Origin of the sequence: Amorphoplanes friuliensis DSM 7358 (genome assembly GCF_000494755.1) — a bacterium.
Taxonomy (GTDB): Bacteria; Actinomycetota; Actinomycetes; order Mycobacteriales; family Micromonosporaceae; genus Actinoplanes; species Actinoplanes friuliensis.
Genome location: NC_022657.1, coordinates 2,798,984 through 2,814,297 on the forward strand (window position 1 = coordinate 2,798,984; position 15,314 = coordinate 2,814,297).

Sequence of the window (15,314 nt, forward strand, 5' to 3'; positions counted from 1 at the left end):
CCTACCGGTCCTGAGGGAAGTCGGTGGAGAGGGAGAGTTCCCGCCAGGTGGCCAGGTCCTGGTCGACGGCGTCGCGGCCCGCCCGGATCACCCGCAGGGCGTCGGAGCCGAGAACGAGGTGGTGCGGCGGCTCGGGCACGTCGAGGATGTGCAGGACGGCGGCCGCAGCGCGGGCGGGGTCACCGAGTTGCCGGCCGCTGGCTTCCTGGCGAGCCTCCCGGATCGGATCGAACAGGTCGTCGTAGTCCGCGATCGAGCGCGGAGCCCGGGTCATCGACCGTCCGGCCCAGTCGGTCCGGAACGATCCGGGCTCGACCGCGGTGACGTGGATGCCGAGGGCGGCGACCTCCTTGCCGACGGATTCCAGGATGCCCTCGAGCGCGTACTTGCTGCCGCAGTAGGCGGAGACGCCCGGGAAGCCGGCCAGCCCGCCCATCGAGGTCACGGCCAGGATGTGACCGCGGCGACGGGCGCGCATGAACGGCAGGACGGCCTGGATGGTGGCGGCCGCCCCGAAGACGTTGACGTCGAACTGGGCCCGCAGGGCGGACAGCGGGGTCTCCTCGAAGGTGCCTTCCAGGCCGTAACCGGCGTTGGCGATCAGCACGTCGATCGGGCCGACGGTCTGCTCGACCTCGCCCACGACGGCGAGGACGGCGTCGTCGTCGGTGACGTCGAGGACACGGGCGTGCGCGCGTTGGGGTTGGACAGCGCTGAAGTCCGCCGCGTCGGCGTCCTTACGGACGGTGCCGACGACGGTGTGGCCGGCCGCCAGGGCGGCGACGGCGAAGGCGCGGCCGAGGCCGCTGCTGACCCCGGTGATCAGAAAAGTCCTGGCTGTGTTGGTCATGCATCGAGCCTGTGCCTTGCGGCCGGCCGCCACCAGGACGGTCCTTTCCTGGGTACGCCGTACCCAGGCACGCCGGCGGGTTCCGGCCTAGCCTCGAACGGTGACCGGCAACGACCTCGGCGAGTTCCTCCGCGCGCACCGCTCCCGGCTGCGCCCCGATGACGTGGGCCTCCCTTCGTACGGCAGACGGCGGGTCGCCGGGCTGCGGCGGGAGGAGGTCGCCGTGCTGGCCGGCATGAACAGCGACTACTACGCCCGTCTGGAGCAGGGCCGCGAGCGGAGCCCGTCCCCGCAGATCCTGGAGGCGATCAGTGGTGCCCTGCGGATGGACGACCAGGCCCGCGAGCACCTGTACCGGCTGGCCGGCACGGTGCTGGAGATCCGCCGGCCCCCGCGGGAGAAGGTCAGCGGGCCGCTGCAGCATCTGCTCGACGGCAACGCGGGAGCTCCGGCCTTCGTGCTGAACCCGGCGAAGGACTTCGTGGCGGTCAACGCCCTGGCCGAGGCGTTGTTCTCCCCGTTCGAGGCGGTGGACAACCTGGCCCGGATGACGTTCCTCGACCCGGCGGCCCGGCAGTTCTTCGTCCGCTGGGAACGCTTCGCCGAGTCGGTCGTGGCCGGGCTGCGCCATGCTCACGGGCTCGATCCGGGCTATCCGCGTCTGCGGGGGCTGGTGTGTTCGCTGGAGGAGGAGAGCGACACCTTCGCTGCCTTGTGGTCGTCGCAGGCCGTCTACGGCAAAGCTCAGGAAGCCACCGAGCTGGTCCACCCCGATGTCGGGCCGCTCGCGCTCGTCTCCCAGTCCTTCGACGTGCGCGGGGCCACCGGGCAGATCCTCGTCGTCTACCAGGCCGCGCCCGCGAGCCCGAGCGCTGAGGCGCTCCTTCTGCTGGGTTCTCTCCACGCCACCCGCCGGGTACGCCCGGAGTCCTGACGACGCGAGACCTTCGTCACGGGCAGGGTAGAACGTTCCGTCTTGACAGTGGTCGCCGGGCAGAGGATGGTGACTGAATAGAACGTTCGTTCTGTTCAGAAGGGATCAGCCATGACCACCATCGCGACTTCGCCCGGTCTCTCGAAGACCGCGTCCGCTCTGCGGCAGCTGTACTTCGTCCGCTTCGCCTTCGCCCTCGTCTGGGCGGTGCTGCTGTTCACGACGGCCAAGGAGATCGGCCCGCTCGCGGCCGTCCTGCTGGTGCTGTACCCGCTGTTCGACGCGGGTGCGGCGATCGTCGACGCGCGTTCGTCACGCACGTCCGGCTCGCCCGCCCTGCTGTACGTGAACATCGCGGTCAGCCTGATCACCGCCATCGGTGTGGGCGCTGCCGCCGCATCCGGTATCCCCGCGGTACTGCGGGTGTGGGGTGCCTGGGCGATCGTCGCCGGGGCGGTCCAGCTGATCGTGGGCATCAGGCGCCGCAAGCTGGGCGGCCAGTGGCCCATGATCATCAGTGGTGGCCTGTCGGTGCTGGTCGGTGGGTCGTTCCTCGCGTCGGCCGGTGCCGACAACCCGACGCTGGCGAACGCGGCGGGCTACGCCATCGCGGGTGGCGTCTTCTTCCTCATCTCAGCGCTGCGGCTCGGCCGCGCCGCGAAGGGAAACTGACATGACTTCCATCGAGTACGACGTGATCGTCATCGGGGCAGGACCGGTCGGGGAGAACGTCGCCGATCGGGTGGTGCAGGGCGGTCTGACCGCTGCGATCGTGGAGCGGGAACTCGTCGGTGGTGAGTGCTCGTACTGGGCGTGCATGCCGACCAAGGCGTTGCTGCGCAGCGGGTCCGCGCTCCGGGCGGCTCGTCAGCTGCCGGGTGCCCGGGAGGCGGTGACCGGTGCGCTCGATGTGGCAGCGGTGCTGGGCCGCCGGGACGAGTTCGCGTCGAACTGGCAGGACGACGGCCAGGTGTCGTGGCTGGAGTCGGCCGGGATCGTGTTGCACCGTGGTCAGGGGCGCCTCGCCGGTGACCGGGTGGTCGAGGTGACCGGTGCCGGCGGTGCCGTGGTCACGCTCACCGCGCGCCACGCGGTGGTCGTGGCGACCGGCAGCAGCGCGCTGCTGCCGGACGTTCCGGGCCTGCGGGAGTCGCAGCCGTGGACCAGTCGTGAGGCGGCCGCGGCGAAGGAGGTGCCGGGCCGGCTGGTGGTGATCGGCGCCGGTGTGGTGGCCACGGAGATGGCAACCGCGTACTCCACCCTGGGGTCCTCGGTCACGCTGCTGGCTCGTCATGGCGTTCTGCCGGCCGCGGAGCCGTTCGCCGGCGAGCGGGTCACCGCGTCGCTGCGCGAGGCCGGTGTGTCGGTGCGGCTGGGCACGGAAGCTGTTTCGGTCAAGCGTGACCAGGCCGGCGCCGTCCACATCGAGACCGCTGACGGTGAGCGGATCGAGGCCGACGAGGTGCTGGTCGCGGTCGGTCGTACGCCGAACACCGGGGACCTCGGTCTGGACCGGGTCGGACTGGCGCCCGGCGCCTGGCTGGCAGTCGACGACACGATGCGGGTCGCCGGAGGCGGCCAGTGGCTGTACGCCGCCGGGGATGTGAACCGGCGGGCGCTGCTGACCCATCAGGGCAAGTACCAGGCCCGCGCGGTCGGTGACGTGATCGTGGCCCGGGCCAAGGGCGAGAAGGTCGACGACGGTAGCTGGGGCCGGCACGTGGCCACGGCCGACGCGCGCGCGGTACCCCAGGTGGTGTTCACCGATCCGGAGGTGGCCTCGGTGGGTCTGACCGCGGCGGCGGCCGAGGCGGCCGGGCTGCGGATCCGGGTGGTCGACTACAACCTGGGCGCGGTGGCCGGTGCGGCGTTGCACTCCGAGGGTTATCAGGGTCAGGCCCGGATGGTCGTCGACGAGGACGGCAAGGTGATCGTCGGGCTCACGCTGGTCGGCCCGGATGTCGCCGAGCTCATCCACGCAGCGACGATCGCGATCGTCGGGGAAGTCCCTCTGGACCGGCTGTGGCACGCGGTCCCGGCGTACCCCACCGTCAGCGAGATCTGGCTACGCCTGCTGGAAACCTACGGCCGCTGATGCGGACCGGCACCCTCGGGGAGGACCGATGACCGTGCTGAACGACGCCCCCGCTCCGGCCGGGCCCGCGCCGATGACCCGTGCGCAGATCCGGCAGGCACTGTCCGGCCTGTACCTCGGCATCTTCGTCGCGATCCTGTCGTCGACGATCGTCACCAACGCACTACCGGCGATCGTGGCGGACCTGCATGCCGGACAGAGCGTCTACACCTGGATCATCATCGCGACGCTGCTGGCCATGACCGTGTCCGCCCCGGTCTGGGGCAAGCTGGCCGACCTGGTCAGCAAGAAACTGCTCATCCAGCTCGGCCTGACCATCTTCACGGCCGGCTCGGTCCTGTCGGGCCTGGCTTCGGACCCGGCCCTGCTCATCGCGGCCCGGGCGGTCCAGGGCATCGGTGCCGGCGGCCTGCTTGCGCTGATCCAGGTGATCATCGCGACGATGATCCCGCCGCGGGAACTGGGCCGCTATTCCGGTTACTTCGGTGCGGTGCTCGCGGTGGGAACCAGCGCCGGGCCGCTGCTCGGCGGGTTCATCGTGGACACCGGCTGGCTCGGCTGGCGGTGGTGCTTCTTCGTCGGTGTGCCGTTCGCGGTCGCGGCCCTGGTCGTCCTGCAGAAGACCCTGCACCTGCCGGTGGCCAAGCGCCCGGCGCGGATCGACTGGGCCGGCACCACGCTGCTGACGGCCGCCGCGTCGCTGCTGCTGCTGTGGGTGACGTTCGCCGGCGACAAGTACGCCTGGCTCTCCTGGCAGACCGCGGTCATGCTCGGCGGCACCGTGCTGCTGTCGCTGGTCTTCGTCCTGGTCGAGCGGCGGGCCAAGGACCCCGTGCTGCCGTTGTGGCTGTTCCGCTCCCGCACCATCGTGCTGGCGATCGGGGCCAGCCTGGTCATCGGCATCGCCCTGTACGCCGCGTCGACCTTTCTGAGCCAGTACTTCCAGGTGGCCGAGGGTCAGTCGGCCACCCGCTCCGGTCTTCTGGCTCTGCCCCTGATCCTGAGCCTCGCCGTGGCCTCCACGATCGGTGGCCGGATCATCACCACCACCGGCCGCTGGAAGCCGGTGCTGGTCGCCGGCTCGCTGCTGATCACCCTGGGGCTCGGGGTGCTCGGCCTGACCCGCGACGGCACAGCGTACTGGCAGCTGTCGATCGGTATGGGTCTGCTCGGTCTGGGCCTGGGCACGACGTTGCAGAACCTGGTCCTGGCCGTGCAGAACTCCGTGAACCCGAGCGAACTCGGCTCGGCCAGTTCCTCGGTGGCGTTCTTCCGCACCCTCGGCGGCACGATCGGCGTCTCGGCCCTCGGAGCCGTGCTCGCCGGCCAGGTCAGCCGGTACACCTCCGACGGGCTGGCCGCCCTCGGCGTGCCGGCGGTCAGCGGTGGCTCGTCCCCGCGACCGGCCGATCTGCCCGCACCGGTCCGGGTCGTGGTCGAGGGCGCGTTCGGTCACGCAACCGGCAACCTTTTCCTGTACGCGGCACCGCTGGCCCTGATCGCGCTGGTCTGCATCCTGTTCATCCGGGAAGTGCCGCTGCGTACCTCCAACGTGGTCCGCGATGAGCCGTGACGCGTCGGCGATCGCGGCTCTCGAGCGGGAGATCGCCATCCTGGTCCGCCGGCATCAGGCCGCATCGGTACGGCTCAGCCGTGACTCGCACACCGATCTCACCGACACCGCGTACGGGTTGCTGGTCCGGCTGGGTGATCACGGCCCGCACCGGCCCACCGACCTGGCCGAGCACATCGGCGTCGGCACCTCGACCATCACCCGTCAGATCCAGCCGCTGGAATCGCTCGGCCTGGTGGTACGCGTTCCGGTCCCCGGCGACGGCCGGGCCCATCTGGTGGCCCTCACCGAGGAGGGCCACCACCGCATCAACGAGGCCAGGGACGCCCGGGACCTGCGGCTCCGGGACCGGCTCAGCAGTTGGCCGCAGAGTGACGTGAGCACCCTGACCGGGCTGCTCGCGAGGTTCAACGGCAGGGCCACCGGGCCCGACGAGAAAGCGTCGCAGCATCCGGCGACCGGCGCGCGGTAGGTCAGACCCGGGCGGCGTTGGCCACGATGGCGTCGGCGATCGTGGGCCACGCGCCTTCGGGCAGGTCGTGCCCCATGCCGGGGACCATCACCAAGGTGGCGCCGGGGATCGCCTCGGCCGTGGCGCGGCCGCGCAGCGGATGGACCAGGGGATCACTGTCACGCGGTGTCGCCGTCGATGTCGACGACCGGGAGACTCCCGAAGTGCGCGAGACCACCCGCGATGGCGGGCCCCGGTCAGCCGGCGGTCAGGCCGCGCACAACGGTCGCACCGCGCCTCGCAGTGCATTCTCGTGCTGGGCATCGAGGTGGAAGCGCCGCTCGGCTGCGGCCTCCGCGCCGATCAGGGAGAAGACACACCGCAGCGTCGGCCCGCGGAGATCGTCCGAGGCGGCCAGCTGGCCGATGAACGCGACGGTGATGCGGTCCAGCTGCGGGCGTACCTCCGTGGCCAGGTCGGGACGTTCGGCCGGGGCCAGTTCCGGATGGCGTGTCCACAGGTCGTACAGCCGGCGTTGCACCACCTTGCTCATCTCGATCTGGGCCCGGAAGAACGCGACGGTGTCCTCGGTGTCGACGCCCGCCTCGGTGGCCAGCCCGGCCGCCTGATCCAGGACCTGCTGTTCACGGACCGGGTCCTCGATCGGTGTGGTGGTGCCGAACTTCGCCGCGGCCACCTTGTCGGCGAGCAGGAGTCGTTCGGCGGACAGGCTGACCAGTGAGGCCAGCCCGTTGGTCGCCGGCGTGCGGTCGGTCGCTGCCTGTGCGGGCGTCGCGCCCGCGATCAGCAGCCCCGCGGCCGTCAGTGCGCTCGCCCCGGCGTGCCGCCACCGCGACGGCGAACCCTGTTTCGGTTTCACGGAATTCGTCACGCCTGTTGCGACGGTCGGCCGCCGCGAGATGTTCACCGGTTCTGTGGTGAGCCCGCTACGGGAAGCATCGATGCCCCGGAAATACCCCCGGCGAGGTATGCCCGATACCTCCAGAGCGTGACGGCATAGCTGGTATCCGCCAATACCGTGGTCGATGAGTCAAGACCTTCTTCCCGGTGAACCGTCCCGGGCCCGTTCCTCCGAAAAGTGGTGGACTTTGTGAGTGCACCGGTCCTGGAGAACTCCGGAACCGTGTTCCGGGCGCGCGAGCAACGCCTCCGCGTGGTCTACGACGCGAACGCCGGTGCGCTGCTGCGTTACCTGCGACGTCTCACCTACGACCAGCCGGAGTCGGCCGAGGATCTGCTCCAGGAGACCATGCTCCGGGCCTGGCGCAAGGTGGACGAGCTGCCTTCCGGTGCCGAGTCCGTGCGGCGGTGGTTGTTCACGGTGGCCCGCAATCTGACGATCGACGCGGTCCGCGCCCGCCTGGCCCGCCCGTCGGAGTTCGACTGGGACGACCTCACACAGTTCCCGATGGCCGATGACACCCTCGACCGGGCGCTGACCCGGCGAACGGTCGACGACGCCTTGCGGCGGCTCACCCCGGAGCATCGAGCCGTGCTGGTCCACCTGTACTACCGCGACGCCCCGGTGAGCGAGGTGGCGGCCGACATGGGCGTCCCGCACGGCACCATCCGGTCCCGGGCCTTCTACGCGTTGCGCACCGTCCGCGAGTTCCTCGAGCGGGACGACACCCCTTAGGGCCGGCGCTGTCCCGGTACGACCACACCGTTCTCGTAGCCGAAGACGACGGCGTGCACCCGGTCACGCAGCTTGAGCTTGTTCAGCACCCGGCGTACGTGGGTCTTGGCGGTCTGGTCCGAGATGAACAGGTGGGACGCGATCTCGGCGTTGGACCGGCCCGTCGACAGCAGCCGGAGTACCTCCTGTTCCCGCGAGGTGAGCACGTCGAGGACGCCCAGCCCTGTGTGGGGGAGTCGGGGGTGAGTTGCGAGAAAGTTCGTGATGAGGCGTTCGGTGATGCCGGATGACAGGACCACCTGACGCCGGGCCACCGCGTGAACTGCCCTGATCAATTCCTCGGCGTCGCAGTCCTCGACCAGGATGCCGCTGACTCCCGCGTGCAGCGCCGCGTGGACGTGGTCCTCGGTGTCGATGGCGGTGAGCATCAGTACGCCCGGGCGATCGGCGTCGCGTCCGGCGCCGACGAGCTGGCGGATCGTTGCCATTCCTTCGAGCATCGGCGGGCGTACGTCGACGAGCACGACGTCCGGGCGCAGATTCTGGCTCTGCTCGACCGCTTCCCGGCGGTTCTGAGCTTCGCCGACGACAACCAGGTCCGGCTGCGTGGCGAGGATCGTCCGGACGCCGGTACGCAGCAGCGGCTGGTCCCCGGCGATGAGGGTGCGGATCATGACGCGTTCTTCCGGCGGCCCATGGCCTCAGAGTAGCCGATAGAACGTTCTGTCCGATATCGGCGACGCACACCCAACGGATAGAACGTTCGGTCTTGACAAGTGCGATCAATGGCGTCATGGTTGTCCCAGTAGAACGTTCGTTCTGCACCAGCGGCGTTCCAGCCGTGGGACGCGCAGGTCACCGAAGGGCACCTGAAATGGCAAACACTTCGTACGACGTCATCGTCATCGGCGCCGGAGCGGTCGGGGAGAACGTCGCCGACCGGGTGGTGCAGGGTGGTTTGACCGCCGCGATCGTGGAGCGGGAACTGGTCGGTGGTGAGTGCTCGTACTGGGCGTGCATGCCGACCAAGGCACTGCTGCGCAGCGCCTCCGCGCTGCGGGCGGCCCGCCGGCTGCCCGGTGCCCGGGAGGCGGTGACCGGTGACCTGGACGCGAGGGCCGTGCTGCGTCGCCGGGACTCGTTCGCCTCGCACTGGAAGGACGACGGTCAGGTGTCCTGGCTGGAGTCGGCCGGCATCGCGCTGCACCGTGGTCAGGGCCGGATCACCGGAGACCGCGTCGTCGAGGTGACCGGCACCGACGGCGTGGTGGAAACCCTCACGGCGCGCCACGCGGTGGTCGTGGCGACCGGCAGCAGCGCACTGCTGCCGGACATCCCGGGCCTGCGGGAGTCGCAGCCGTGGACCAGCCGGGATGCGGCTGCCGCGAGCGAGGTCCCCGGCCGGCTCGCCATCATCGGTGGAGGTGTGGTGGCCACGGAGATGGCTACGGCGTACGCGAGCCTCGGATCGGTGGTGACGGTGCTGGCCCGTGACGGAGTCCTGCACCTGGCGGAGCCGTTCGCCGGTGAGCTCGTCACCAAGTCGCTGCAGGAAGCGGGTGTGTCGGTGCGCGTCGGTGCCGAAACCGCGTCGGTGGCTCGCGACAGTGACGGCACGGTGCATCTCACCCTCACCGACGGCGAGCGGATCGAGGCCGACCAGGTCCTCGTGGCGATCGGGCGTACGCCCAACACCCTGGACATCGGCCTGGACAACGTCGGCCTCGAGCCCGGCGCCTGGCTGACGGTCGACGACACCCTGCGTGTCGTCGACGGTGACGGCTGGCTGTATGCCGCTGGTGATGTGAACCGGCGGGCGCTGCTGACCCATCAGGGCAAGTACCAGGCCCGGGCAGTGGGCGACGTCATCGTGGCGCGCGCCCAGGGCGAGGAGGTCCACGACGGCCGCTGGGGCCGGCACGTGGCCACGGCGGACGAGCGGGCCGTGCCGCAGGTCGTGTTCACCGATCCGGAAGTGGCCTCGGTCGGGCTGACCGCGGCTGCCGCCGAGGCGGCGGGACTGCGCACCCGGGTCGTCGACTACAACCTGGGGGCGGTCGCGGGTTCCGCGCTGTACCAGCACGACTATCAGGGGCAGGCCCGGATGGTCGTGGACGAGGACCGCCGGGTGATCGTCGGTTTCACCCTCGTCGGTCCGGACATCGCCGAGCTGATCCACGCCGCGACCATCGCCATCGTCGGCGAGGTTCCCCTGGACCGCCTGTGGCACGCCGTGCCGGCATACCCGACCGTCAGCGAGATCTGGCTGCGCCTGCTGGAGACCTACGGCCGCTGACGACTTCCCGCCCTTTGTACGTCTCTCAAGTTCCTCGAAAGGACTGATCTGTCATGCGAATCACCTTCTCCCGTCGTGCCGCCGTGGTGGGCGCGACCACGCTCGCTCTGCTCGGTGCGGCCGCCGTCCCGGCCATGGCGATGAGCACCGGCAAGCCCGCCCCGAGTCCGAAGCCGACAATCGTGCTGGTGCACGGCGCCTGGGCGGACTCCTCGAGCTGGAACCCGGTCATGCAGCGGCTGCGGCACGACGGCTACCAGGTGCGGGCCATCGCGAACCCACTGCAGGGTCTGACCAGCGACACCGCCTACGTCACCAGCTACCTGGCCACCATCAAGGGACCCAAGGTGCTGGTCGGGCACTCCTACGGCGGCGCGGTGATCACCAACGCCGCGACCGCTGTCCCGGACGTCAAGTCGCTGGTCTACATCGCCGGCTTCATCCCGGCCAAGGGCGAGACCATCGGTGAACTCGCCGCGAAGTCCACCCCGGCGCTGCCGCTGGTCTCGACCCAGGTTCCCGGCGGTACCGAGGTCACCATCGACCCGGCCCAGTTCCGTACCGCGTTCGCCGGCGACCTGGACAAGGACGCCGCCGCCAACCTTGCCGCCGCACAGCGCCCGGCCAACACCAACGCGGTCACCGACCCCAGCGCGGTCGAGGGCTTTCGCAGCATCCCGTCGTGGGACCTGCTCACGCGCAAGGACCACGCCATCAACCCCGAACTGCAGCGATTCATGGCGACGCGTGCCCACGCCCGGATCACCGAGGTCGACGCCTCGCACGCGGTCATGCTGAGCCGCCCCGACGCCGTCACCAAGATCATCGAGCAAGCCGCGCGGTAGTCCCGCCGCGATGGCCCACTCGCCTCGGCGAGTGGGCCATCGCTTTGTCTTGAACCATATGGTGCGTAAGATTCGCGCCATGCCCCATCGTGTAGCCGTGCTCGCCCTCGACGCCGTCATCCCGTTCGATCTTGGCATCCCCGCCCGGGTGTTGAGCGAGGCGCAGGGTGCCGGAGGCGAGCCGCTCTACGAGGTCGTCACGTGCTCGCTGGACGGTGAACCGGTCTCCACCAATGCCGGGTTCTCGATCCAGGTGCCACGCGATCGCAGCGTGCTCGCCGAGGCCGACACGGTCGTGGTCGCCACCCAGGAACCGTCCACCGCCATGCTCACGGCGGGGGAGCCCGACCCTGAGGTGACCGCAGTGTTGCGGTCGCTGCGACCGGAGATCCGTGTGGTGAGCACGTGTACGTCGGCGTTCGTCCTCGCGGCCGCCGGCCTGCTCGACGGACTGGCGGCCACCACCCACTGGGCCTTGAGCGACCGGTTCGCCGCGCTGTTCCCGGCGGTCGAGGTCCGCCCGGACGTCCTCTTCGTTGATGCGGGCCGGGTCCTGACCTCCGCCGGTGCGGCGGCGGGGATCGATCTGTTCGTCCACATCGTCCGTTCCGACCACGGCGCGACGGTCGCCAACGAGGCCGCCCGCCGATGTGTGGTGGCCCCGTGGCGCGACGGCGGTCAGGCCCAGTTCATCACGCACCCGACTCCGCCCGGCTCCTCGGTGGGCACCGGTCCGACCCAGGCATGGGCCCTGGCCCGGCTCGACGAGCCACTCACCCTGGCCGACCTGGCCGAGCACGCGACGATGACCAAGCGTACGTTCAGCCGACGCTTCGTCGCCGAGGTCGGTGTGACACCGTTGCAGTGGCTCATCTCGCAGCGCGTCGATCGAGCGCGGAGTCTGCTGGAAAGCACCGACCTGCCGGTGGAGCGGATCGCCACCGAAGCCGGCTTCGGCAGCGCGACGCTGCTCCGTCAGCACATGCACGCGGTGCTGGGCGTCACGCCCCAGCGCTACCGCCGCACCTTCCAAGCACCGGCCCGATAAACCAGGCACCGCGCAGGCCCCCGGGGCGTCAGATCGACGGGTGCGGTCCGCCGATCAGGGCGTCCGCGCCCCAACCGCTGAGCAGGGGAAGGACGTCCGCGGTCGGTGAATCCGGCGCCACGGTGTAGACGACCAGCCGCTGGTCCGGGCAGTGCGGCAGCGTGACGGTCTCGATGGCGAACTCGAGCCGGCCCGCCGCCGGATGGGCCAGGCGTTTGGTGAGCGAGGTCTGGTCGGTCACGGTCTGGTCGTCCCACCACCGCGCAACCTCGTCGGAGTGTGATCGCAGCTGCTTGATCAGGGCGGACAGCCGGCGGTCGTGCGGATGCCGACCCGTTTCGAAACGCAGTCCGCCGACGGCGGCCGCGCCGAACTCGTCCCAGTTGACGATGCGCTCGCGGGCGGCGGGGTCCAGCAGCAGCCAGCGAACGAAGGCCGCGCCGATCGGCAGCGAGACCCCGAGGACGGCGTCGAGCAGGAGGTTGCGGGCCAGGATCTCGCTGCGCCGGCCGAGCAGCAGACCGGGCAGGTGGTCCAGGGCGGCGAGAATCCGCAGCAGGCCCGGCTCGGCCCGCTGGGGCGTCTCCCACTCGCCACGCGGGGACGCTGGTCGGGCCAGCGCTCTGAGGTGCCGGCGCTCGACGTCGTCGAGGCGCAGGGCCCGGGCGAGCGCGTTGCACATCTCGTCGCTCAACGTGGTCTGGCGGCCCTGTTCGAGCCGGCTGTAATGGTCCGGGCTGATCCCGGCCAGCACGGCGAGCTCTTCCTTGCGCAGGCCTGGCACACGCCGAGGCCCCGGGAAGGGAACCATGCCGGCCTGTGCCGGTGTGAGCGCGTCGCGACGTGATCGCAGGAAGCGGCTCAGGGCCGTGTTGAGCGTGCTCCGCGTCGCCATTTCTCCATCGTAGGAGGCCGGTCCGGCTCGAGCCTGGTCAAGACGTGACCAGGCTGAAGTCGCCCTGGTTGCCCCGGTGGAGTCGGCGTTTGCTCGTGTCCTGAGCCGTTCGGGCCCGGCACCGGTCACCGTGACCGAGCCCGGCCGGACACCAAACCAACATCAGGAGATTCAGCGTGTCGGACAACGCCATCCGGGTCGGCATCATCGGCGCGGACACCCGGGCCAGCTGGGCCCGGTTCTCCCACATCCCGGCCATCCAGCACCTCGATGCCGTCACGCTGTCGGCCGTGGCGACCCGCCGTGAGGACAGCGCCCGGGAAGCCGCAGCGGCATTCGGCGCCCCGAAGTGGTTCGCCGACCCGTTCGCCATGATCCGTGACGACTCGGTGGACGTCGTCACCGTGGCCGTCCGCGTTCCGGCCCACCGCGACCTGGTCCGTGCCGCGATCGACGCCGGCAAGGCCGTCTACTGCGAGGCGCCTCTGGGTGCCTCGCTCGAGGAAACGCGGGAACTCGCGGCTTCGGCCGGGACGGGCCACACCGCCATCGGACTGCAGGGCCGCCTCAACCCGTCTGTTCGCCGCGCGGCGCAGATCATCGCGGAGGGCCGGATCGGCCGGCCGCTCAGTGCTCGCGTCGTGTCCACCTCGAGCGGGTTCGGGCCGGTGACGGCATCGCCGTACGAGTACTTCGAGCAAGCCGCGTCCGGTGCCAACCTGCTCACCATCACCACGGGCCACACTCTCGACATCATCGAGGCACTGCTGGGTGACATCACCGAGGTCGACGCCCGCACGGAGATTTTCTGGCCTCACCCCACCCTGGCCGACACCGGAGCGACGACCACCCGGGAGGTCCCCGACCACGCCGGTGTCCTGGCCAAGGTGGCCACCGGCACCGTGATTGCCGCCGATATCATCGGTGGTGTGGCCCCCGACGAGGCAGCTTTCCGGTTCGAACTGCGGGGCAGCGACGGCTGGCTCAACCTCACCGGCGGCACCCTCTTCGGCGTCCAGGGCGGCGACCTGACCCTGAGCTCGAGTGCCGACTTCGACGAGCCTGACAAGCCCGCCGCCCCGGGTACGGCCGGGCCCGCGCTCAACGTCGGCGAGCTGTACGCGCTCCTGGCCCGCGACATCCGCACCGGCTCGCATTCGGTCCCGGGTTTCGCCGAGGCGCTGCACAACTCCCGGCTGATCGACGCCGTCGCCGTCGCGGCGTCCTCCGGGCACCGCGTGACCGGCATCCGCCAGCGCTGAATCACTTCGCCGTGTGGTGGTGCGAAGTCTCCGGGTTCAGGCGTTTGCCGGACCGCTGTAGTCGCCGGCGGCATAGACCTGCAGCAGGCCCTCGACTCCCTGCAGGAAGGTGTCCCCGACCATCGTCGGGTCGAGCAGGCAGCCGGCAGCCATGGCACCGTCGCGCATCATCACGAAGTGGCGGGCGGCGGTGTCAGCGGGGGCCTGCCGGATGCGACCCAGCAGCTCGGTGACGGTTTCCTGGAACCAACGCCGGTGGGCCAGGACGGTCTGGTGCACCGGTGAGCCGGGGTCGGGGTATTCGGCGACGGCGTTGAGGAAAGCGCACCCCCGGAAGCCGGGGGACGCGATGTCGCGGGCGATGGATCTGCTCAGGGCGCGAACAACATCGGCGGCTGCGGCCCCGTCGGCTCCGGCCTGGTCCGCCTGGCTGCGGATCGCCCGGTCGGCCTCCTTCAGGTACGCGAGAACGAGCTCCTCCTTGCCGGAGAAGTGCCGATAGAGGGTTGCCCGGGTCACCTGTGCCTCGGCGACGATGCGGTCGATGCCGACCGAGTGGATGCCGTTGGCGTAGAAGACTTTGATGGCTGTTTCCAGCAGCCGCGCCCGTGCTTCCGAGGGCCGGCCCGGGGGGTCGTTGTGCTCCATGATCCAAGAATAGCGGATAGAACGTTCCTTCTTGACAAAGCGGAGCGGCGTTGTCATTCTGAGACGCATAGAACGTTCCATCTCCTCCGCTCCTGAAAGGTTCACCGTGAGCACTGTTGCTGCCTCGCCGGGTATCTCCCAGACCGCTGCCGCCCTGCGGCGGCTGTACTTCGTCCGGGCTGCGTTTGCCATCGTGTGGGCGGTGGTGACGATCGCGACCGCCAAGGAGATCGGTCCGCTCACGGTGACGTTGTTCGTGCTGTACCCGTTGTTCGACGTGGGTGCGGCTGTTTACGACCTGCGGTCGTCGCGGTCGTCGGGTTCGCAGACGCTGCTGTACGTCAACATCGTGGTCAGCCTGATCACGGCGATCGGCCTGGGTGCGGCTGCGGCGTCGGGTATCCCGGCGATGCTGCGGGTCTGGGGTGCCTGGGCGATCGTGGCGGGTCTGGTGCAGCTGTTCGTCGGGGTGAGCCGCCGCCGGATGGGTGGTCAGTGGCCGATGATCATCAGCGGTGCCATCTCGGTGCTGGCCGGTGGTTCGTTCGTGGCCGGCGCTTCGGCGGACAACCCCATGCTGACCAACGCGGCCGGTTACGCGATTCCGGGCGCCATCTTCTTCCTCATCGCCGCCTTCCGGCTGGGCCGGGCTGCGAAGGCCAACTGACGTCTGCGTCTGCACGGGAGCCGGTCGGGGAGAACCTTCCCCGGCCGGCTCCTTGCCGTCCGGCCCCGTTCCTCAGGACCGGTCGGCCGGCGG

Annotated in this window: 17 protein-coding genes; 11 read left to right on the plus strand and 6 right to left on the minus strand. The window is 70.2% G+C overall.

Annotated elements, in window-relative coordinates; all coding sequences use genetic code 11:
- Position 1: 1 nt before the first annotated feature.
- Positions 2 to 850, minus strand: coding sequence for an oxidoreductase (locus tag AFR_RS12990; protein ID WP_041840828.1), 849 nt, complete (start codon positions 848 to 850; stop codon positions 2 to 4).
- Positions 851 to 950: 100 nt separating this feature from the next.
- Between AFR_RS12990 and AFR_RS12995 the strand changes: the two genes are divergently transcribed.
- The 5 genes from AFR_RS12995 (at position 951) to AFR_RS13015 (ending at position 5,924) form a co-directional block, all read left to right on the plus strand.
- Positions 951 to 1,784: a helix-turn-helix transcriptional regulator gene (locus AFR_RS12995; protein WP_023360925.1), complete on the plus strand. Its 834-nt coding sequence runs from the start codon at positions 951 to 953 to the stop codon at positions 1,782 to 1,784.
- A gap of 111 nt (positions 1,785 to 1,895) precedes the next feature.
- Positions 1,896 to 2,456 carry an integral membrane protein gene (locus AFR_RS13000; RefSeq protein WP_023360926.1) on the plus strand — a complete coding sequence of 187 codons (561 nt, stop codon included), beginning with the start codon at positions 1,896 to 1,898 and terminating at the stop codon, positions 2,454 to 2,456.
- Between the two features lies 1 nt (position 2,457).
- Positions 2,458 to 3,879, plus strand: a complete 1,422-nt coding sequence (locus AFR_RS13005) for a dihydrolipoyl dehydrogenase family protein (protein ID WP_023360927.1) — start codon at positions 2,458 to 2,460, stop codon at positions 3,877 to 3,879.
- A gap of 28 nt (positions 3,880 to 3,907) precedes the next feature.
- Positions 3,908 to 5,452 (plus strand): MFS transporter, encoded by a 1,545-nt coding sequence (locus tag AFR_RS13010; RefSeq protein WP_023360928.1) that lies wholly within the window; start codon positions 3,908 to 3,910, stop codon positions 5,450 to 5,452.
- On the plus strand, positions 5,442 to 5,924 hold the full coding sequence (locus tag AFR_RS13015; protein ID WP_023360929.1) for a MarR family winged helix-turn-helix transcriptional regulator: 483 nt from the start codon (positions 5,442 to 5,444) through the stop codon (positions 5,922 to 5,924). Before AFR_RS13010 ends, AFR_RS13015 begins: the two co-directional genes overlap by 11 nt.
- Before the next feature lies 1 nt (position 5,925).
- On the opposite strand, the gene AFR_RS13020 is transcribed toward AFR_RS13015, so the two are convergent.
- Entirely contained in the window at positions 5,926 to 6,141 is a 216-nt protein-coding gene (locus AFR_RS13020) for an alpha/beta fold hydrolase (protein WP_023360930.1), read from the minus strand.
- Positions 6,142 to 6,171: 30 nt separating this feature from the next.
- Positions 6,172 to 6,795: a gamma subclass chorismate mutase AroQ gene (gene aroQ, locus AFR_RS13025; protein ID WP_202963994.1), complete on the minus strand. Its 624-nt coding sequence runs from the start codon at positions 6,793 to 6,795 to the stop codon at positions 6,172 to 6,174.
- Positions 6,796 to 7,014: 219 nt separating this feature from the next.
- On the opposite strand from aroQ, the gene AFR_RS13030 reads away from it, so the two are divergent.
- Positions 7,015 to 7,560 carry a sigma-70 family RNA polymerase sigma factor gene (locus AFR_RS13030; protein ID WP_052359703.1) on the plus strand — a complete coding sequence of 182 codons (546 nt, stop codon included), beginning with the start codon at positions 7,015 to 7,017 and terminating at the stop codon, positions 7,558 to 7,560.
- On the opposite strand, the gene AFR_RS13035 is transcribed toward AFR_RS13030, so the two are convergent.
- A complete protein-coding gene (locus tag AFR_RS13035; protein WP_023360933.1) occupies positions 7,557 to 8,234 on the minus strand; it encodes a LuxR C-terminal-related transcriptional regulator in 678 nt (225 codons plus the stop codon). The two genes, AFR_RS13030 and AFR_RS13035, sit on opposite strands and share 4 nt — an antisense overlap.
- A 200-nt stretch (positions 8,235 to 8,434) precedes the next feature.
- Here AFR_RS13035 and AFR_RS13040 point away from each other — a divergent pair, with 200 nt between their 5' ends.
- The 3 genes from AFR_RS13040 to AFR_RS13050 all read left to right on the plus strand — a co-directional run bounded on the left by AFR_RS13040 (position 8,435) and on the right by AFR_RS13050 (position 11,749).
- The gene (locus AFR_RS13040; RefSeq protein ID WP_023360934.1) at positions 8,435 to 9,856 is read left to right on the plus strand and encodes a dihydrolipoyl dehydrogenase family protein; all 1,422 of its coding nucleotides are present in this window, start codon (positions 8,435 to 8,437) and stop codon (positions 9,854 to 9,856) included.
- A 53-nt stretch (positions 9,857 to 9,909) separates the two neighbouring features.
- Positions 9,910 to 10,701, plus strand: coding sequence for an alpha/beta fold hydrolase (locus tag AFR_RS13045; protein WP_023360935.1), 792 nt, complete (start codon positions 9,910 to 9,912; stop codon positions 10,699 to 10,701).
- A gap of 79 nt (positions 10,702 to 10,780) precedes the next feature.
- On the plus strand, positions 10,781 to 11,749 hold the full coding sequence (locus AFR_RS13050) for a GlxA family transcriptional regulator (protein WP_023360936.1): 969 nt from the start codon (positions 10,781 to 10,783) through the stop codon (positions 11,747 to 11,749).
- 28 nt (positions 11,750 to 11,777) lie between these two features.
- On the opposite strand, the gene AFR_RS13055 is transcribed toward AFR_RS13050, so the two are convergent.
- Positions 11,778 to 12,644, minus strand: coding sequence for a helix-turn-helix transcriptional regulator (locus tag AFR_RS13055; protein WP_023360937.1), 867 nt, complete (start codon positions 12,642 to 12,644; stop codon positions 11,778 to 11,780).
- Positions 12,645 to 12,820: 176 nt separating this feature from the next.
- Here AFR_RS13055 and AFR_RS13060 point away from each other — a divergent pair, with 176 nt between their 5' ends.
- On the plus strand, positions 12,821 to 13,906 hold the full coding sequence (locus AFR_RS13060; protein ID WP_023360938.1) for a Gfo/Idh/MocA family protein: 1,086 nt from the start codon (positions 12,821 to 12,823) through the stop codon (positions 13,904 to 13,906).
- Positions 13,907 to 13,942: 36 nt separating this feature from the next.
- Here AFR_RS13060 and AFR_RS13065 read toward each other — a convergent pair whose 3' ends face one another.
- Positions 13,943 to 14,554: a TetR/AcrR family transcriptional regulator gene (locus AFR_RS13065; protein ID WP_023360939.1), complete on the minus strand. Its 612-nt coding sequence runs from the start codon at positions 14,552 to 14,554 to the stop codon at positions 13,943 to 13,945.
- Between the two features lie 106 nt (positions 14,555 to 14,660).
- Between AFR_RS13065 and AFR_RS13070 the strand changes: the two genes are divergently transcribed.
- Positions 14,661 to 15,221, plus strand: coding sequence for a hypothetical protein (locus AFR_RS13070; protein WP_023360940.1), 561 nt, complete (start codon positions 14,661 to 14,663; stop codon positions 15,219 to 15,221).
- Positions 15,222 to 15,314 lie beyond the last annotated feature (93 nt).